This window comes from Nocardioidaceae bacterium SCSIO 66511 (genome assembly GCA_023100825.1).
Lineage (GTDB): Bacteria > Actinomycetota > Actinomycetes > Propionibacteriales > Nocardioidaceae > Solicola.
In genome coordinates, this window is the sequence record CP095846.1 from 265,089 (window position 1) to 283,931 (window position 18,843).

General features: G+C 67.2%; 17 protein-coding genes. 8 read left to right on the forward strand and 9 right to left on the reverse strand.

Annotation, left to right across the window (positions count from 1 at the left end; all coding sequences use genetic code 11):
* Positions 1 to 14: 14 nt before the first annotated feature.
* From MU582_01235 to MU582_01245, 3 genes are all read left to right on the forward strand, one after another.
* Positions 15 to 788 carry an isocitrate lyase/phosphoenolpyruvate mutase family protein gene (locus MU582_01235; GenBank protein ID UPK75291.1) on the forward strand — a complete coding sequence of 258 codons (774 nt, stop codon included), beginning with the start codon at positions 15 to 17 and terminating at the stop codon, positions 786 to 788.
* Positions 789 to 886: 98 nt separating this feature from the next.
* Positions 887 to 2,116 (forward strand): histidine kinase, encoded by a 1,230-nt coding sequence (locus MU582_01240; protein UPK75292.1) that lies wholly within the window; start codon positions 887 to 889, stop codon positions 2,114 to 2,116.
* Positions 2,113 to 2,754 (forward strand): response regulator transcription factor, encoded by a 642-nt coding sequence (locus tag MU582_01245; protein ID UPK75293.1) that lies wholly within the window; start codon positions 2,113 to 2,115, stop codon positions 2,752 to 2,754. Before MU582_01240 ends, MU582_01245 begins: the two co-directional genes overlap by 4 nt.
* 8 nt (positions 2,755 to 2,762) lie before the next feature.
* Here the strand turns inward: MU582_01245 and MU582_01250 are convergent, their stop codons facing one another.
* Positions 2,763 to 3,410, reverse strand: coding sequence for a response regulator transcription factor (locus tag MU582_01250; protein UPK75294.1), 648 nt, complete (start codon positions 3,408 to 3,410; stop codon positions 2,763 to 2,765).
* Entirely contained in the window at positions 3,395 to 4,633 is a 1,239-nt protein-coding gene (locus MU582_01255) for a sensor domain-containing protein (GenBank protein ID UPK75295.1), read from the reverse strand. Before MU582_01255 ends, MU582_01250 begins: the two co-directional genes overlap by 16 nt.
* 111 nt (positions 4,634 to 4,744) lie before the next feature.
* On the opposite strand from MU582_01255, the gene MU582_01260 reads away from it, so the two are divergent.
* From MU582_01260 to MU582_01270, 3 genes are all read left to right on the forward strand, one after another.
* Positions 4,745 to 5,497, forward strand: a complete 753-nt coding sequence (locus MU582_01260) for an ABC transporter ATP-binding protein (GenBank protein UPK75296.1) — start codon at positions 4,745 to 4,747, stop codon at positions 5,495 to 5,497.
* A complete protein-coding gene (locus MU582_01265) occupies positions 5,494 to 7,869 on the forward strand; it encodes an ABC transporter permease (protein UPK75297.1) in 2,376 nt (791 codons plus the stop codon). The genes MU582_01260 and MU582_01265 overlap by 4 nt, the downstream gene beginning before the upstream one ends.
* Positions 7,870 to 7,933: 64 nt before the next feature.
* Positions 7,934 to 8,518, forward strand: a complete 585-nt coding sequence (locus MU582_01270; GenBank protein UPK75298.1) for a dihydrofolate reductase family protein — start codon at positions 7,934 to 7,936, stop codon at positions 8,516 to 8,518.
* 13 nt (positions 8,519 to 8,531) lie between these two features.
* On the opposite strand, the gene MU582_01275 is transcribed toward MU582_01270, so the two are convergent.
* Positions 8,532 to 8,828: a DUF503 domain-containing protein gene (locus MU582_01275; GenBank protein UPK75299.1), complete on the reverse strand. Its 297-nt coding sequence runs from the start codon at positions 8,826 to 8,828 to the stop codon at positions 8,532 to 8,534.
* 12 nt (positions 8,829 to 8,840) lie between these two features.
* A complete protein-coding gene (locus MU582_01280; GenBank protein UPK75300.1) occupies positions 8,841 to 9,581 on the reverse strand; it encodes a hypothetical protein in 741 nt (246 codons plus the stop codon).
* 167 nt (positions 9,582 to 9,748) lie between these two features.
* Between MU582_01280 and MU582_01285 the strand changes: the two genes are divergently transcribed.
* Positions 9,749 to 11,686, forward strand: a complete 1,938-nt coding sequence (locus MU582_01285) for an AarF/UbiB family protein (protein UPK75301.1) — start codon at positions 9,749 to 9,751, stop codon at positions 11,684 to 11,686.
* Here the strand turns inward: MU582_01285 and aroQ are convergent.
* Positions 11,667 to 12,131: a type II 3-dehydroquinate dehydratase gene (gene aroQ / locus MU582_01290; protein ID UPK75302.1), complete on the reverse strand. Its 465-nt coding sequence runs from the start codon at positions 12,129 to 12,131 to the stop codon at positions 11,667 to 11,669. The two genes, MU582_01285 and aroQ, sit on opposite strands and share 20 nt — an antisense overlap.
* A gap of 119 nt (positions 12,132 to 12,250) precedes the next feature.
* Here aroQ and MU582_01295 point away from each other — a divergent pair, with 119 nt between their 5' ends.
* On the forward strand, positions 12,251 to 13,171 hold the full coding sequence (locus tag MU582_01295) for an NADP-dependent oxidoreductase (GenBank protein ID UPK75303.1): 921 nt from the start codon (positions 12,251 to 12,253) through the stop codon (positions 13,169 to 13,171).
* Between the two features lie 58 nt (positions 13,172 to 13,229).
* Here MU582_01295 and MU582_01300 read toward each other — a convergent pair whose 3' ends face one another.
* From MU582_01300 to MU582_01315, 4 genes are all read right to left on the reverse strand, one after another.
* Positions 13,230 to 15,056: a phosphoenolpyruvate carboxykinase (GTP) gene (locus MU582_01300; GenBank protein ID UPK75304.1), complete on the reverse strand. Its 1,827-nt coding sequence runs from the start codon at positions 15,054 to 15,056 to the stop codon at positions 13,230 to 13,232.
* A 286-nt stretch (positions 15,057 to 15,342) separates the two neighbouring features.
* On the reverse strand, positions 15,343 to 16,380 hold the full coding sequence (locus MU582_01305; protein UPK75305.1) for a glycoside hydrolase family 19: 1,038 nt from the start codon (positions 16,378 to 16,380) through the stop codon (positions 15,343 to 15,345).
* A gap of 69 nt (positions 16,381 to 16,449) precedes the next feature.
* On the reverse strand, positions 16,450 to 18,030 hold the full coding sequence (locus tag MU582_01310; protein UPK75306.1) for a protein kinase: 1,581 nt from the start codon (positions 18,028 to 18,030) through the stop codon (positions 16,450 to 16,452).
* Positions 18,027 to 18,782, reverse strand: coding sequence for a hypothetical protein (locus MU582_01315; GenBank protein UPK75307.1), 756 nt, complete (start codon positions 18,780 to 18,782; stop codon positions 18,027 to 18,029). The genes MU582_01310 and MU582_01315 overlap by 4 nt, the downstream gene beginning before the upstream one ends.
* Positions 18,783 to 18,843: the final 61 nt, after the last annotated feature.

An 18,843-nucleotide genomic window follows, 5' to 3' on the forward strand; every position in this document is an offset into this window, starting at 1 on the left:
CGTACGCTCGGGCAATGACGATCACCGGCCGCGCTGCGCGGCTCCTCGAGCTTCACAATGCACCCGAGCTGCTCAAGCTGGTCAACGTCTGGGACGTCGCCAGTACGAAGGTCGTCGCGGACGCGGCCGGCACCCAGGCGATCGCGACGGCGAGTCATTCGATCGCCGCGTCGTACGGCTATCCCGACGGTGAACAGATCCCGGTCGACCTGATGATCGAGGCCGTCGGCCGCATCGCGGCCGCGACCGAGCTGCCCGTCACGGCCGATCTCGAGGCCGGATACGGCGCCCCTGGCGAGACGGTACGAAAGGCGATCGGTGTCGGCATCGTCGGCGCCAACCTCGAAGACCAGATGCGTCCGTTGGACGAAGCGGTCGCCGCGGTCGAGGCGGTCGTCGCCGCAGGCGAGAGCGAGGGAGTGTCGTTCGTACTCAACGCGCGTACGGATGCGTTCCTGCGGGGCGGTGACCGTCCTCGCGCCGAGGTGCTCGCGGAGGCGATCGAGCGCGGCCGGGCATTCCTCGACGCCGGCGCGGTGTGCGTGTTCGTACCCGGCATGCTCGACGAGCGGACGGTCGGGTCGCTGGTCGACGGCCTCGGCGAGCAGCGGGTGAGCGTGATCGGTGCACCGGGCGCCCTCTCCCATGCCGACCTCGAACGCCTCGGAGTCGCGCGCATCTCGTACGGACCGTTCAGCCAACAGGTCGCGCTGACGGCGTTGCAAGACTTCGCGTTCGACGTCGTCGCCGGCGGTTCACTGCCGGCGGGCACGCGTCCGCTCAACTGACGCCTGAGCGCCTCTCCGTCGCAGAACCTCTTCCGGGCGACCGGCCTCCCTCGCGCGGGTGACGTACCCGCGCGAGGGCCGTGCCAGACTCTTGGATCGTGACGACCACTCGGATCCGGCAGATCCTGCTGGCACCCATACGCCCGCGCGCCTGGCGCCATTGGGTGTATCTCGTGCTTGGTGGGGCAGTGATGCTGCCGTACGTGTTCGTCGCAGCCACTCCGATCGGGTTCAGTACCGAGCTGCCGACGGGGCCACTCGTCGGATTGCTCGCCCTCGTAGTGCTCGCGACGATCGCTGCCGTTGCGGCGACCGGCACCATCGATGCCGTACGCAAGGTGGAGATGTTCACCGCTCGCGAGCTGCTCGGTGGTGGCATCCGGGACATCGCCGTGCCCGACCGCCCGCCGCGCGAGGATCGTTGGCGGGCCGGTACGTACTTCACGATCCACCTGCTTGCGGGTGGCATCATCGGCACGCTCACCATCACGATGGTCCCGCTCGCGATCTCCTGGATCGTCTACCCGCTCACGGGCTGGGACGGCGATATGGGTGTTGCTCGTCCGACGTACCTGATGCCGGTCTATGCGGCGGGGATGCTCATTGGCTTCGGGTATCTCATCGCGATACTCGGCGAGGTGCTCGCTCGCCTGGCGCCGCGGCTGCTCGGGCCGTCGCAGGCCGCCCGGATCGCGCAGATGGAGCGGGTCGCCGATGACCTCGCCGAGCGCAACCGGCTCGCCCGAGACCTGCACGACTCGGTCGGCCATTCGCTGAGCGTGGTGACCTTGCAGGCAGCGGCCGCGCGCCGCATGTGGAGCAAGAATCCGGACTTCGCGTACGAGGCGTTGGGCGCTGTGGAGCAGTCCGCGCGTACCGCGCTCGCCGACCTCGACCATGTGCTCGGTCTGCTCCGCGAGGAGACGACCGAGGAGGCGTCCGCGACGCTGCAGCAGCTCGACACGCTGGTCCGCCGCAACCGCGCAGCCGGTGCGACGATCGAGGTGGATGTCGACGGGGCGTTCGACAGTGTCCCGATCGGCGTCTCACGAGAGGCGTACCTGATGGTGCAGGAGTCGCTGACGAACACGACCCGCCACGCCGCCGGCCGCCCGGTGGACCTATGCGTCCGCGTGCGCGATCATTCGCTCAGCTTGGTGATCCGCAACCCGCTTCCCGCGGCCGAGGCTCACTCTCGACCGAGTGGCGGGCGTGGTGTGCGCGGCATGCGTGAGCGCGTCGAGGCACTCGGCGGCACGATCGACATCGGCGCCGACGGCGACGATTGGCGGGTAGACATCCATCTCGACTGGGAGGCAGTCACATGACCATCCGAGTGTTGCTCGTCGACGACGAGTACCTCATCCGTAGCGGGCTCCGCGCGATCGTCGACTCCGAGGATGATCTCGAGGTCGTCGCGGAGGCGTCCGACGGCACTGAAGTGTTGCCGCTCGTACGCTCCTTGCGTCCCGACGTCGTGATGATGGACGTACGAATGCCGACGATGAACGGCATCGACACGACTCGGATGCTCATCGACAAGCTCGACGACCCGCCAGCGATCCTGGTCGTCACGACGTACGAGAACGACGAGTACGTGTACGACGCCTTGCGCGTCGGCGCCCGTGGCTTCGTGCTCAAGCGCATCACGCCCGAGGGCCTGATCGAGGCGATCCGGGTGGTCGCGAAGGGTGAGTCGCTGCTCTTCCCCGCCGCGGTACGCCAGCTCGTCGCCGCCCAGGCCGATAAGCGCAAGAAGCGTGAGCTGCCCGCGCTGACCGACCGCGAGGGCGAGATCCTGCGGCTGATGGCGACCGGGGCGTCGAACGCCGAGATCGCGAAGGAGCTCTACATCACCGTCGAGACCGTCAAAACCCATGTCGGTAACGTGCTCGCGAAGGTCGGCGCGCGCGACCGTACACAGGCGGTCATCGCGGCATACGAGTCGGGCTTCGTGGAGGCCTGAGCAGGAGGTTACTCGCGCAGATAAGCCAGCACGGCGAGTACCCGCCGGTGTCCGGCGGCGTCGGGCGGGAGGTCGAGCTTCGTCATGATGCCGCCGACATGCTTGGCAACGGCAGCATCGCTGACCACCAAGGTCGTCGCGATTTCTGCGTTCGAGCGGCCTTCGGCCATCAGCGAGAGCACCTCGCGTTCGCGCGGGCTCAGCCGGCGCAACGGGTCACGCTTGTTCGAGACCATCAGTCGTACGACGTCAGGGTCGAGCACGGTGCCGCCCGCGGCGACGCTCGCAACCGCCGATGCGAACTCCGTGACGTCACCGATGCGTTCCTTGAGCAGGTAGCCGACCCCGGCTTCGGACGGTATGTCGAGCAGTTCGGTCGCGTACGTCGGCTGTACGTACTGGCTGAGCACCATCACCGCGAGGCGGGTCCAACGGCGACGAAGTGCGATCGCGGCGACGAGGCCCTCGTCCGAGAACGTCGGAGGCATTCGTACATCGGTGATGACCAGGTCGGGCTGCTCGTCGGCCACCGCAGCCTCGAGGTCGCAGGCGTCGCCGAGGTCCGCGACGACCTCGTGACCGAAGCGATTCAGTACGCCGACGACTCCTTCGCGCAGCAGCAGGGAGTCTTCGCACAGCACTACGCGTAGACCCACGGCAACTCCACCTCGATCGTGGTCGGCCCACCCGCCGGACTCGACACCGAAATCGTGCCACCGACGACCGCGAGCCGGGCCTGCAGACCCGCCAGTCCCGACTGCGGACGCGGCTCGGCTCCACCGTGGCCGTCGTCGGTGATCTGGAGGGCCAGTACACCGCCGCGTACCCGACCGGACACGTGCGCCTGCGTGGCCTCCGCGTGGCGGTCGACGTTGGTGAGTGCCTCGGCGACGCAGAAGTACGCGGCGGTCTCGACATCGGCGCTTGTACGACCGGGCAGGTCGATGTCCACTCTCACCGGTACGCCCGTACGCCCGGCGATGTCGTGCACAGCCTCCTGCAACCCGCGCTCGGTCAGCACATGTGGGTGGATACCGCGGATCAGGTTGCGTACATCCTCCAGCGCGAGGCGGGTCTGATGCTGCGCCTTCTCGAGCTGAATCGCGGTATCCGATCCATCGCTCACGTCGAGCCGTGCCATGCCGAGGGCGACGTTGAGTGCGACCAGGCGTTGCTGCGCGCCGTCGTGCAGGTCGCGTTCGATGCGCCGACGTTCGACGTCGAACGCCTCCGACAAGGCCGCGCGCGAAGCCGTCACCTCCGACAGCCGCCGCCCGAGCGCGAGGTCGTCGGGGCTCACCACGGCGCGAGTGATCTCGGCGCGAGCGGTCGCCCATCCGGCGATCACGTAGAAAGCGAGTGGCGTCAACACCACTCCGATGCCGCAGGAGAACAGGTACCAGTACCAGGTTTCGTAGTAGATGGTGCTCTGCACGAACACGCTGGCGACGAGGCCGAGGGTGATCGCCAGTACGCCCGCGTCGATCCAGCAGAGCGCGGCGGCACTGACGACGGCGTACCCCAGCTCGCGCCACGTTGAGCGTTCGCGCAACCGGGTCAGAATCCAGGCCCGCAGGCCGGGAGCGTCGGGGGTTCCGTGCGGATCGAACGTCGGACGTTCGTCAACGAGTCGCAGTCGCGAGCGTTCCCAGCGAGCGACGAAGATCCCGCTCAGGAGGCAAGCCGCGAAGAAGCCGAATCCGATCAGCACGATCGCAAGCGCCGCGCCGGCGAGCACCATTGCGATGATCGCCGCTGCAGTCAGCGCGCCGAGGACCACACCGCTCGCCAGGTATGCGAGGCAGCGCCAGGGCCATGCCGACAACAGGAATCTGCGCGGCGGCAACAGCATCGCCTGGCGCGCGGTCGTGACGATCACGGCTCGACGGTACAGAGCGCGCCGGCCTCGGCGCGGTAGTGCACGGTATACCTCGATCACTCGTCCCTACATGACTGCGCAGGGGGAACGCGTCGCGGTTCGCTTGACCACATGACAGAAACCCTCACCAACGTCACACACGCAGTCGCTGTCACGGGCGTCACCAAGGCGTACGGCAGCGCGGCGCAGCCCGTCGTGGCGCTCGACGACGTGTCGTTCACCGTCGCCGCGCGTACGTTCACGGCAGTGATGGGGCCGTCCGGCTCAGGCAAGTCCACCCTGATGCATTGCGCCGCCGGCCTCGAACGCCCCGACACCGGTTCCGTGCGAATCGGCGGTACCGAGATCGGCCAGTTGGACGAACGACGGCGTACGGAGTTCCGCAGACGCCAGGTCGGCTTCGTGTTCCAAGCGTTCAACCTGGTCGCGTCGCTCACCGCGCAGCAGAACGTCGCTCTCCCGGCGCGCCTCGACGGCCGTCGGCCAGAACGCGACGACGTGCTCGCCGCGCTGGAAGCGGTCGGTCTCGGCGACCGGTCGGGACACCGCCCGGCCGAGCTCTCCGGAGGACAGCAGCAGCGGGTCGCATTGGCGAGAGCCCTCATCACCGAGCCGGCCGTGCTGTTCGCCGACGAACCGACCGGTGCTCTCGACCTCCGTTCGTCGCGAGAGGTGTTGCGCAGACTGCGCGAGCTGGTCGACACGAGGCAGCAGACGGTCATCACGGTGACGCACGACCCGAATGTCGCGGCCGCAGCCGACCGGGTCGTCTTCCTCGCTGACGGTCGCATCGTCGATGACATGCGTACGGACATCGACGCGCGCACGATCGCCAATCGCATGACGCAGTTGGAGGACCGATGATCGCCTGGTCCACCGCCCGCTACCGCTGGCGTACGCTCCTCGGCAGCTTCATCGCGCTCGCCTTGGGAATCGGGCTGCTCGCGTCGGCCGCGATCGTCATCGCGTCTTCTCGCGCGCAGCCGGATCCGAGATACGCAGCGGCCGATGTGCTGGTGGCACCCGAGGCGATTGGCGATCCGGCGACGCTCACCGACCGCCGGTTGCCGTGGTCCAGCTCCGAGGCGGCTCGACTCACCCAGGAGCTCTCCGGTCTGGAAGGTGTCCGCACCGCTGCGGCCGACCGTGCATATCCCGTCGAGGTCTCCTATGACGGCGAGCAGCGCAGCGACGCCGCCGACGATGAGCTTCTCGGCCACGGTTGGTCGAGCCACCGCTTGGGTGAAGACTCGCTCGTAGACGGAACCGAGCCGGGCGAAGAAACCCAGGTGGTGGTTCCTGCCTCGTACGGGATCAAGCCGGGCGAGCGGGTCGAGTTGTCGACACCGATCGGTCAGCAGGACATGACGGTTGCGGGAACGAGTACGGGGTCATCGGTGTACGTCGCCGATGGACTGGCGAGGAAGTGGTCGACGGGGGCGAGTGCGATCGGTGTCGTGCTCGACGCCGACGCCGATGTCGGCGACGTGGAAGCGGCCGTACGTGAGGTGGTCGGCGCGGACGCGTCTGTGCTCACCGGCCCCGATCGGTCTGAGCTCGAGAACGCCGTCGACCGCTCGAACCGCAACGTCGGTGCGCAACTGCTCACGGCAATGGGCGTACTGTCCTCGTTCGTCTCCGTGTTCGTCGTGGCCACGACCTTCGCCTTCGTCGTCGCGCACCGTCGCCGAGAGATCGGGCTGTTGCGTGCGATCGGAGCGACACCCCGGCACGTACGTCGGATGCTGCTCGGCGAGGCGCTCGTCGTCGGCATCGTTGCCTCGGGCGTCGGCGCGTTGCTCGGGCTCGTCGGCGCGCCCCTTCTGGGCGGTTGGATGGTTGATTCTGGCATGCAGGCGCGCGATTGGGAGCCGACAACGATCGGGATGCCCTTGCTCGTCTCCGTTGTCACGGGCATCGCCGTCGCCCTCGCGGGCGTTTGGGCAGCATCGCGTCGGGCTGCGCGCACCTCGCCTCTGCAGGCCCTGCGAGAGTCGAGCGTCGAGCACAGGGCGATGACCGGCGCTCGGTGGGTCGTCGGGTCGGCGGCCGTCACGGGCGGCATCACTCTCGCGGTCCTGGCACCGGGCGCCGAGGGCGGCGCAGTCGCAGGTTTTGCGGTCGGGGCGGTGGCGGCTTTCGTCACCGGCCTGACGATGCTCGCTCCGGTCCACCTTCCGCCGCTCGTGCGGTTGTTCTGCCCGGGCCGTACGACTGCCGCCGAGCTCGTCCGGGCCGAGTCGAAGGTTGGCGTACGCCGGCTTGCATCGCTCGTGGCGCCGGTGTTCGTGACCGTCGCGTTCACGGTGACTATCACCGGCATGACGAACACCATGGACGGTGCATTCTCAGCAGATGTACGCGACGACGTGCCCACCGATCACGTGGTCGTACCGGACGACCCGACCGTCGGTGTCCCGGACTCGGCAGTACGCGCCGCCGAGCGCTCTGGAGCGAGGGTCGCTGCGGATCTGGCGACCGGTGTCGTCGTCGGTGGCACGTGGCAGGAAGCGCTGGGATCGGAGCGGATCGCGGTCGAGCGGGGGGCGATCGCGGTCAGTGCTGCGGCTTCGGCAGACCTCCAGTGGCGCGACGGCGATCGCGTGCCGTTGACCTGGGCCGACGGCCGCCGCTCAACGGTTCGGGTCGCGGTCATCGAGGACGCGCCGGCGCCGATCGTCGTCAACCGGGCTCAGGCGCGGTCGCACGATCCGGCGGCCGTCGCCGACGTTGGGTACGTCGAGCCGACGGACCTTCACGACCTGAGTACGGCGGTTGCGTCGACGGCGGCATCGGTCCTGTCGACCGACAGCTATGAGTCGGTCGACAACGCCGATGAGGAACGGTTGCTGCGGTTGTTCGTGGTGGTTCTACTCGCGCTGTCGACGGGGTTCACCGCGCTCGCGATCGCCAACACGATGCTGATGGCGACGGGCGAACGTCGCCATGACTTCGGCGTGCTCCGGATGGCTGGCGCAACGACGCGACAGATACGGCGATACGTCGGGGTGGAGGCAAGCGTGGTCGTGCTGATCGGGTCACTGCTCGGAGTCGTTGTCGCCTGGCCTGCCGTCTACGGCATTGCAGCGGGACTCTCCGACGACCTGGGTTTCGACGTCGCGGTTGCGATGGACTGGCGAGCGGTGATCGTGGTCGTAGTCGGCTGCCTCGCGATCGCGGTCGCGTCGAGCACCTTCTCGGTCGGATCAGCCGTTCCCAGATCCACCGAGAAATGATAGAAATGCAAACAGTTCTGAATTGGAATCATCGTCTGGCACAGCGCCACGTGAGGGATTCGCAATGACTGCTACGTACACGTTCGATGTCCTCTCGACCCTGGACGGGTTCGCCTCGTACGACGAGAACGGCGACTGGGGTGGCTACTGGGGCAAGCACGGGCCGGAGTTTCTGGACCGCCGCTCCGCGTGTTACGACGCCGACCAACGGATGGTTCTCGGTGCCAACACGTTTCGTCAGTTCATGGCGCTACTCGGCCCCGACAACGGCGAGATCCAGGACGTCGACCCGGTGAACGACCGGATGCGGCGGATGCCGACGACTGTCGTGTCACGCACCGTGGAAGGCCCGCTCGACTGGCCGGACGCGACGGTCGAGAAGGCTGACGCGGTGGAGGTCGTCGCGCGACTGAAGGAGGAGTCGCCGGTACCCCTGCGCTCGCACGGCAGCCTGTCCATGAACCGGGCGCTGCTGGCGGCCGGGCTCGTGGATCGTGTCCAGGTGACGATCTTCCCGGTGATCTCGGGCCGCACCGGATCGGACCCGGTCTTCGCAGGTGCAGGGGACTTCGATCTCGAGCTGATCGAGAGCCGCACGCTCGACGGGCGTACTCAGGAGCTCACGTATCGACCGACCCTGCACGGGTGACTCTGCTGGATCTCTAAGCATCGTCCATCGTCGTGAGCGTACGACGGGCAGAGAGCAACTCGAACTCGGGCCGAGCGGCGGCGAACCGCTCGACCCGATCGAGGATCTCCATGACGTGGGAGCGGTCGGCGGCGACGCACGATGCGCCGACCGCCGACCGCCGGTGCAGATCGAGATGCCCGACCTCGGCGACGCTGAGCTCGAACCGCTGCCGGAGCTCGCGTACGAGCGGGCGAACCAGGCCACGCTTGGTCTTCAGCGAATGCACATCGCCGAGTAGCAGGTCGAGTTCGACCGCACCGATCCACATGGTGACCGAACCCTACGTGGCCGAGTATCCCGACCCTTCGTCGCCGCTGGACCCCTTCGCGTTTCGGGTCTCGGACTCGATGTTCGACAGCCAGCCTTCCCAGCGCTGGCGCATCGGGGCGATGAGCCCACCGCCGACGCCGACGACAACGACGCCGCCGATCGTCGCGAGCACTGTGATCAACACCGGTGTCGTGACCGTCGTGGCGATGCCGACCTGGTTCAGCGCCGCGATCACGCCGAGGGCGACGATGAACACGCCCACGATGTTGGTGAGCACGTCGCCGTACGAGACTCCGCCGAGAACACCGCGCAGGATGTCCTTCACGGCGTTGGCGATCGCAGCGACGATCACGATGATCACGATCGCGACGACGGCCTTCGGCAGCCAGGCGACGATGTCATTGATGATGTTGCTGACCGGGTTGGACTGGCCGAACGCCGTCAGCGCGAGCTGGAGCGCGATCAGCAGGATGAAGTAGTACACGAGCTTGCAGATGAGGCTGATCGGGGTGAACGACGACTGAGCGAAGAACCTCGAGAGGCCCGCCTTGTCGAGCAATCGGCCAAATCCGAGACGGTCAAGCACTTTGCCCAGCACACCGGCGACCACCTTGGCGATGATCCAGCCAATGAGCAGGACGATCAGGAATGCGACAAGCTTCGGAATGAAGGTGGCGAAGGACGACCAGGCGTCCTCGATGCCGGTACTCCATTCAATGGCTTGCGTTGATGTTGCCGCGTGCGATGACATCTGTGCCTCCCGAATAGGACACTCAGAGGACTATCCTCCGGGCGGTTCGCACGCTAGCAACGTTGAACCGGTCCCGCAGATGTGCGAAACGGCCGTCATCCGTACGGGGGAGCCGTTCGGTACACGAGGGTGAGGCCGACTCGTACGGTGGGCGCGAGGCTAAGGGTATGAACCTCCTCGTACTTCCGCTCGGCGCCGTAACGGCGTTGGCGTTCGCCGTTCTCGGCGGGCGTGCCGTGCGGCGACTGATGGGTGTCGACGTCGGCACGATCCGGATGCTGGTCGCTGGTGGCATCATCGTCGGCCTGCAGGGTCCGTTGGTCCGCTCGATCGCGGGCGGTCAGTACCACGGCGAGAATGCGTACATCGGGCTCGGTCTGCTCGTGCTCTCGCTCGCCGGGTCGGCTGTCATCGCGATGATCGTGTTGGTGATCGCCGAGGCCCTCGTACCAACGGGTTCGGTCGCAGGGCCCTTCACTGCCTGGCGAAACGGGCGCGGTTCGGTCGCACGACTGCGACGATATGTGCAGATCGGGCGCATCGTCGCTCGACACGGCCTCGGTCCGTACGTACTCCGCCGCAACCGACGTCGGCGTACGACCCGCGACCAGCTGGCGCGTTCGTTGCGGCTGGCGTTGGAGGACGGCGGCCCTGCTTTCGTGAAGTTCGGGCAGCTGCTGTCCACCCGGGTCGACCTGCTTCCCGAGGCGTTCATCGGCGAGCTCGCATTGTTGCGCGACCGCGTGCCGCCCGCAGACTGGGCGGCCGTGGAACCCGCCCTTCGTACCGAGCTGCCCGAGTTTGACGCGACGTTCGAGTGGATCGACCGCAAACCGCTCGCTGCCGCATCGATTGCGCAGGTGCATGCGGCCATGCTCACCGATGGGTCCGAAGTGGTCGTGAAGATCCAGCGGCCGGGTGCTGCCGCAACGATGGCCGCCGATCTCGACATTCTCACGCGGCTCGCCCGCTGCTTGCAGCGTCGTACGACGTGGGCCCGGCGCTTCGGCCTGACCGATCTCGTCGATGCGTACGCGATCGCGCTGCGGGAGGAGTTCGACTTCGAGCTGGAGGCGGCGAACGCGAGCGCGATCGAGGCTTCGGCGCGACGTGCGTCGACGACGCCGGCCGTCCGAGTGCCGCACGTGTACAGGTCGTTGACGACCAAACGCGTCCTCGTCATGGAGCGCCTTCGCGGAGCACCGCTCGGGCAAGCACCCGTGGATGACGACGCCCCCGCGGTCGCCCGGGCGCTGCTCGCGTGTGCCCTCGACCAGATTCTCCAGAACGGGGTCTTCCACGCCGATCCGCACCAGGGCAACATCATGCTGCTCGACGACGGTGACGTCGGGCTGCTCGACTTCGGGTCGGTCGCTCGGATCGACGCCGAGCTTCGGGCGGGGCTGCGACGCCTGTTGCTCGCCGTCGACCGCGACGACCCGCGCGACGCCACGGATGCTTTGATCGCCATCGTCGAGTGCCCCCGCGAGTTGGACCATGGCCGGCTCGTACGCGAGGTCGGACGCTGCCTGGTTCGCCACCTCGGTCCGGGTGCCGCGGGAGGTGCAGGTCTACTGGTCGATCTCATCCGGGTACTGACCCGGTTCGAGCTGCGCGTACCTCCTGAGGTGGCGGCGGCGTTCCGCGCGGTCGCGACCCTGGAAGGCGTGCTTGCGCAGTGGATCCCCGGTTTCGACGTCATCTCGGAGGCGCGTGCCGGCGCGTCGCGGGTACGCATGCCGTCGTTCGGGCCGGCAGACGTGCAACGCGAGCTGGCGCGCGTCTTGCCGACGATCCAAGCGATTCCTCGTACGCTCGAGCGTCTCGGTCATCTCGTCGAGTCGGGCAGTATGACGGTACGACACGAGGTCGCCGTCGACGACGAGGTACGCGGACGCGTACAAGGCACGGTGCACCAGGTGCTCGCCGGCGCGATCGGCACGGCTCTCGGGTTCATGGCGCTGATGGTGCTGCGGATGCCCGGCGGTGCACAGGTGACGAGCCGGCTCGACGTACCGGAACTGCTCGGGTACGGGCTGCTGACCGTTGGCGCGATCCTCGTGACCCGATCACTCGTACCTGTCTTCAGGACTCCTGCGCGCTGAGTACCTGCGCCAAGTGGTCGACCGCCAGCGCGTAACCGTTGATGCCCGCGCCGATGATCACGGCCTCGCTCACCGCAGAGAGGTACGAGTGGTGCCGGAACTCCTCACGCTTGTGCACGTTGGAGATGTGCACCTCGATCGTCGGCAGCGCGACGGCCGAGATCGCATCCAGGATCGCGACTGAGGTGTGCGTGTACGCACCGGCGTTGATCACGATGCCTAAGCAGTCGAGGCGTGCCTCCTGGATCGCGTCGACCAGCGCACCCTCGTGGTTGCTCTGCACGAAGCGGCATTCGTACCCGTGCCGCTTCGCGCTCGCCTCGGTGACGCGCTCGACGTCGGACAGTGTCGCGGAGCCGTACGTCGCGGGCTCGCGGGTGCCGAGCAGGTTGAGGTTCGGCCCGTTGACGATCAGGATCGTGCGCTGCGGGTTAGGAGAGTCCACCCGCCTAGTTTCGCATCCTGCCGTTGTCCGTGTGTTACGTCGCAGTGGCTCTGCCGCCGGAATAGCCGGTGATCGCGTACCGCTGCACCTGGCACGACACCACGTAGAAAGGCGAAGGCATGCGGGCAACAACGTATCCGGCGTACTCGAGTGATCTCAGCACGCTCGAGGTCGTAGAGCTTCCGGAGCCGAAGCTGTTTCCCGGCTCGGTTCTCATCGAGGTACGGGCCGCCGGGGTGAACCCGGTCGACTGGAAGGTCATGAGCGGCGGGCTCGACCCACTGGTCGATGCAGTATTTCCGGTGATCCCGGGTTGGGATGTCGCCGGCGTCGTCACGGCCGTCGGGATGGACACCCCGGAGTACGAGGTCGGTGACGAGGTCATGGCGTACGCGCGCAAGGACGTCGTCGGCGCAGGTACTTTTGCCGAGCAGGTTGCGGTGTCCGCGGCCGCCGCCGCCCGCAAACCGGCGTCGCTGTCGTGGTCGGAGGCCGCTGGCCTACCGCTCGCGGGAGGCACCGCGTTGCGGACGATCGACGCACTCGGCGTACAAGAAGGCGAAACGCTGCTGATCCACGCTGCTGCCGGTGGGGTCGGCAGTCTCGCCGTACAGATTGCGCGAGCCCGTGGTGTACGCGTGATCGGGACTGCCTCCGAGCGCAATCACGAGTTCTTGCGCGGGCTCGGCGCAGAGCCCGTCGCGTACGGCGACGGTCTGGTCGAACGCGTCGGCGCTCTTGCTCCAGGTGGAGTCGACGCGGTTGCCGACTTCGTCGGTGGTCAGCTGGAAACGACATTGGGCGTACTGAAAGCAGGTGGGCGCCACGCATCGATTGCGGACGGCGAGGTCGAGCAGCACGGTGGCCGGCTGATCTGGGTACGCCCCGACGGCGGCGAGACCGCACGGCTCGCAGCGCTGGCGGATGCGGGCGAGCTGACCGTCGAGATCGCGGCGACGTACGGACTCGACGGCGTCGCCGAAGCGTTCGAGTCGAGTCGATCGGGTCACGTACGCGGCAAGGTCGTCATCGTTCCGTGACGGTATGAAACGGCCCCGACTCCCAAGGGAGTCGGGGCCGTTGAGGTCGCGTCGAAGGTCAGCCGAGCCGCGACTTCAGACCGTCGAGCTCGGTCCAGAAGCTCGCCGGAACCTTGTCGCCGAACTTCTCGAACCACTCGGTGATCTGCGGGATCTCCTCGCGCCACTCCTCGGGCTTCACCGCGAGAGCCTTCGCGATTTCGTCCTCGGAAAGGTCGAGGCCGTCGATGTCGAGCGAGCCCGGTGCCGGGACGTTGCCGATCGGGGTCTCGACTGCGTCCACCTTGCCGTCGATCCGGTCGCAGACCCACTTGAGCACTCGGGAGTTCTCGCTGAAGCCCGGCCACAGGAAGCCGCCGTCGTCGTCGCGACGGAACCAGTTCACGTAGAACACCTTCGGCAGCTTGCCGGCGTCGGCGGACTTGCCGACGTTCAGCCAGTGCTGGAAGTAGTCACCGCCGTGGTAGCCCAGGAACGGCAGCATCGCCATCGGGTCGCGGCGTACGACACCGACCGCACCGGTTGCGGCGGCGGTCGTCTCGGAGCTGAGCGTCGCACCCATGAAGGTGCCGTGCTCCCAGTCGCGTGCCTCGGTGACCAGCGGGATCGTCGTCTTGCGGCGGCCGCCGAACAGGATCGCGTCGATCGGGACGCCCTGCGGGTCGTCGTACTCGTCGGCGATGATCGGGCACTGCCGGATCGGGGTGCAGAAGCGACTGTTCGGATGAGACGACGGCTCGGCGGACGCCGGTGTCCAGTCGCGGCCCTTCCAGTCGGTCAGGTGCGCCGGAGGCTCCTCGGTCATGCCCTCCCACCAGACGTCGCCGTCGTCGGTGAGCGCGACGTTGGTGAACACCGAGTTGCCCTGCTCGATCGTCTTCATCGCGTTCGGGTTCGTACCCTCGCCGGTGCCCGGAGCGACGCCGAAGAAGCCGTACTCGGGGTTCACGGCGTACAGACGGCCGTCCTTGCCGAAGCGCATCCAGGCGATGTCGTCACCGAGCGTCTCGGCCTTCCAGCCGGGAATCGTCGGGGTGATCATCGCGAGGTTGGTCTTGCCGCAGGCGCTCGGGAATGCCGCGGCAACGTACTTGACGACACCCTCGGGGTTCGTCAGCTTCAGGATCAGCATGTGCTCGGCGAGCCAGCCCTCATCGCGAGCGATGGCCGAGGCGATGCGCAGGGAGTAGCACTTCTTGCCGAGCAGGGCGTTGCCGCCGTACCCGGAGCCGTACGACCAGATCGCGCGCTCCTCGGGGAAGTGCACGATGTACTTGGTGTCGCTGCATGGCCACGAGACGTCGGCCTCGCCCGGTTCGAGCGGGGCGCCGACGGAGTGCAGGCAGGGTACGAAATCTGCTTCGGTCGACTCGATCTTGTCGAGCACCTCCTGGCCCATGCGGGCCATGACGCGCATCGACGCGACGACGTACGCGGAGTCGGTGATCTCTACGCCGAACATCGGCTCATCTGCGTCGAGATGGCCCATCACGAACGGGATGACGTACATCGTGCGGCCTCGCATCGACCCGCGGTACAGGTCGGTGAGGACGCCCTTCATCTCGCCGGGATCCATCCAGTTGTTGGTCGGACCGGCATCTTCCTCGTTCTGGCTACAGATGAAGGTGCGGTCCTCGACGCGAGCGACATCGCTCGGATCGGAGGCGCACCAGAACGAGTTGGGCTTCTTGGAGTCGTCGAGTCGGACGAACGTACCTGCCTGGACGAGGTCGTCGGTGAGGCGGTTCCACTCCTCTTCGGTGCCATCGCACCATTGGATGGAGTCGGGCTGCGTGAGCTCCGAAACCTCGTCGACCCACGCCGCTAGCTTGGCGTGGGTCGTGCGGTAGGTGTTCGTCAGGTGGTCTGTGGTGGCTGCGGCCATGTGATTTCTAGTCCTTCTCGCGCATCGCGAAACGAGCGTATCGAATCGCAATGTCGGGCATTGCCCGACAAATTGATGTGGATAGGTGACCCCGACTGGGATCTGGCTCCTCACCGTACGCGTCCGACGGCGTGCGTGGTGTCGAACGGCTTGTGAAAAGCCTCACCAAACACGGCGTGTCGTGAGTTTCGTCGGCGTGTCGACGTGACGTTGCTCCCATGTGCTCGCGCAGACGACAGCGGCGGCACCCCTTCGCGGGGTGCCGCCGCCAGAACTTGCGGAACGCTCAGCCGTGCTGAGTGCGCCGCTCTGCTCGCCGCTCGGACTTGGCGGTGAGCTTGTCGCCGTACTTCTCGAACTCCTCCGGGCTGAGGCCGCGGGTGTTCTTCGGCATGCCCGCGATGTTCGGACGCGAGCAGCTGAACGACCCGGAACCGCCGAAGTGCGAGAGTGCGCGGTTGGCGACGTCGCAGCGGGCGGCGTCCTCCGTACCGTCACCGACCGGGTAGCCGATCGCGGCATTGACCGCGCCCATGTCGAGGTTGTCGGCCATCGTGTTGATGTCGCGCGCCTGGGTCCAGTACCAGGTGGCGATCTTGCCGCTCCAGTCGATCGACATCGCCAAGTCGGGATCGCCGAGGAGGTCGATGCCGAGGTACTCGCCGGCGGGCCCGTAGTTGAAGTCACCGGTCAGCTGGATGTAGCCACGGCCGCCGTACGTGCGCGTGTCGCCTTCTTCGCGGCGGTCGTACTCGACGTTCGACTCATGCGAGAGGGTGGCGATGAACGCGGCCTTGCGCTCGGGCGTGTTGATGCCGGCCTCTTCCATCGCGGCGTTGAGATTCGGCATGCCCTCGTCGATCTTGGCCAGATCGCGTACCTTCTCCGGCACGATCGCCTCAACGTCGTCGGCCGTCACTCCGTCGTCGCTGGGGGGTGGCTCGTCACCCTCGCACTCGGGTACGCCGGGGAGCTTGCTCTCGACGACATCGACGTACGCGACGGTCACGTAGCCGTTGAGGTCGGGGACCTTCGCCCACCAGTTGCTCTTCGCCCCGTTTCCGAGGTCGATGGTCTCGCCCGACGCCTGGCATTCGACGTCGATCGTCGTCGGGCCGGGCAGCGACCCGACGACCGATGACTGGGTATTCGGTTCGGCGCGAACGTTGACGTTCGTGCCGTACGTGGTGAACTCGGCGGCATGCGCAGGGCCCGCAACGACAAGCGTCGTCGCGCCGATGGCCACGGCTCCGCCTATCGCGGCGATCGGTCGAAGTTTGCGGATCACGGTGTTGTTCCCTTCGTCGATGTCGGTACGCGACATCGACCGCGTACCCCGACGAAGGTGACCTACCCCAGGCACTGGGTGCTTACACCTGTGACCGCGTTGGGATCAGTCTGCGGAGAACTCGTCGAGGTGGCCGGCCACCTCGCTGGCGTATTCGCGGTATTCCGGTGGAACGCCGCCGAACTCGTTGACGGTCTTATCGCTGGTGCGGAACGCGACCGCGCGATAGACGGGGTCGTTGGCCGGAACCTTCTTGAGGCGTCCGCCGACCCAGCAGAGGTAGTCGGTGAGGGCATTGATCGAGTCTCGGGGGTCGAACACCGATCGGTTCGGGTGGTTCTCGGTGTCGGCCCAGGCGTCGAAGATCGACGGGGTCCACATCGCGATGCCGAACTCGCCCGTGCTGGGCGAACGCTTGTCCGGGTTGAAGCCGGACTCCGTCGCGACGACTGCCGCGACGAACGCCGGCGTGACTGCGGGGTCGCTGCACCGGTGTGCGCTGTTGGTGATCATCGCGCGGTACTTGGTTGGGACCTCGGCGTAGTCGGCGATCTCGCCCGACGAGACGGACGCGGCATCGACGGTGCCGGGCTGGCCAGATGGGTTCTCGCGGGTGGTCTGCGAGGCGTTCTCAGGAGAGTCATCCTGGCTGTAGACGAGCGCGCTGGCACCGGCGGCGGCGAGCGCGGCAACGACGGCGGCTGCGACCCCTACGGAGATGTGCATGCGCAGCGAGCGGAGTCGTGTCGGGAGGTCTCGGGCGGCAGCGTCGGCCTCGATCGGCTTCGATGCGAGGTCGTGGATCCGCTTCGCGAGCGTACCGGCAAGGGCTCCGCGTGCCGCAGGATCCGGGTTCAGGCAGTTGGCGATGAGCGTACGCCAGGCGGGCGCGAGCGACGGGTGGATCTGCATGCCGTCGCCGGTTGCGGCGAACTGTCGAACAGCCGTTGCTCGCGTACGCGGATCGCAACCGGGGAAGGGGTGTCGCCCACCGCTGAGCAGTCGATGCGCGAGTACGCCGAACGCCCAGATGTCGCGGCTCGGCCGGGCCTCGACGCCGCGGTCGTCGACGGGAGCCGACCACCATTCGGCCGGCGTGTAGTCGAACGAGCCGAGTTGCGGGATGAAGGCGTGCGTACCGTCGAGCTCCGCGCTGAGGCCGAAGTCGGCGAGTCGGACACTTCCATCGTCCATGACCAGCACGTTGGATGCGGAGACGTCGCCGTGCACCCAGCCGGCGGTGTGCACATCGTCGAGGGCTTCGGCGAGGCCGCGCAGCATGTCGACCGCGTCGGGCACGGGGCCTTCGCCGGTGGCGTCGGCGAGGATGTCGCGAAGGCTGCATCGAGCGCGCTCCATCACGATCACGGTGCAGCCGTCGAGGTCGGGATCGCGCTCGTCTTCGATGGTGTGCACTTCGTACGTGCGTACGAGGTGGTCGCCGCGGACGTTTGCGCCGAAGGCGCGCTCGCGATCGGCGAGGTCTTGGACCGTTGCGCGCTGGGCGGGCGTCAGCGCGTTGCCGGGAAGGAACTTGCACGCTGCTGTCGACGGTGTGCCGTCGTCGGTGCGGACGGCGTCGTACACGCTTCCCCAACAACCGCTGGCGATCGGCTTCCGGATGCGCCAGGTGCCTACCTGGTAGTCGACTGGTACGTCGACTGCCCAGCCTGCTCGGTTGCTCATGCGTCGCTCCCTTCGCGTCTGCTCAGGATGCCCAGGTGGTCTTCGGTGACGAGATTGAAGCGCAGGGCGAGCGCGACGAGGGATGCGCGTTTCGACTCGGCTCGGTCTGCCTCACCGGCCGCGCGGAGGCGCAGTTTGGTCTCGGCGAGGTAGTTGATGTGGTAGTCGACGGCAGAGCGACTCATCCGCTCGCCGGACGGAGCGAGGCGCGCCGCCACATCGTCGCTGCTCGGGATCGCGACACTCGAGGGGTCGCGCAGCCGCGGCTCGCACAGAGCCACGAGAACTCGGAAGTACTTCGATGTCTCATCCAGTACGAACGGTTTGACCGTCGTATCTCCCGCAACCGCCGGGCCGCTGTCGAGGTACGCGTGCTGCGGCGCGTACACGTGGAGGTCGTACGTGCCCGCGTCGACCGGGATGAGGAGGCGGGACAGCTCGAACGGCACCGGCGCATCGACCCGGCGCGGCGGGACCTTGACGTGTTCGCCTGCGCCTTCGAGGTTCTCGACGACGTACGTGACGGTGCTCGTGTTGGTCAGCAACCAGTAGTCGGCAACCGCGCGGATGCTCCCGGCGCGTCGAGAGACCTCGGCGCTGTGCAACGCCATGTCGACGTCGACGTCGGGGCTGCCACGGCCGAAGGTGAGCGACTGGCCGGGCTCGAGGTCGCGCACAGCGTCTCGGCGGGTGGCTTCGTCGCAGCCCGGACTGCGGGTGATGGTGACGTCTTCGACGGTGACGGACGACAAGACGATTGCTTTCGGCGAGAGGGCCGCGCTTGTGGCGTGGCTGGCTTTCTTCGGGCAAACA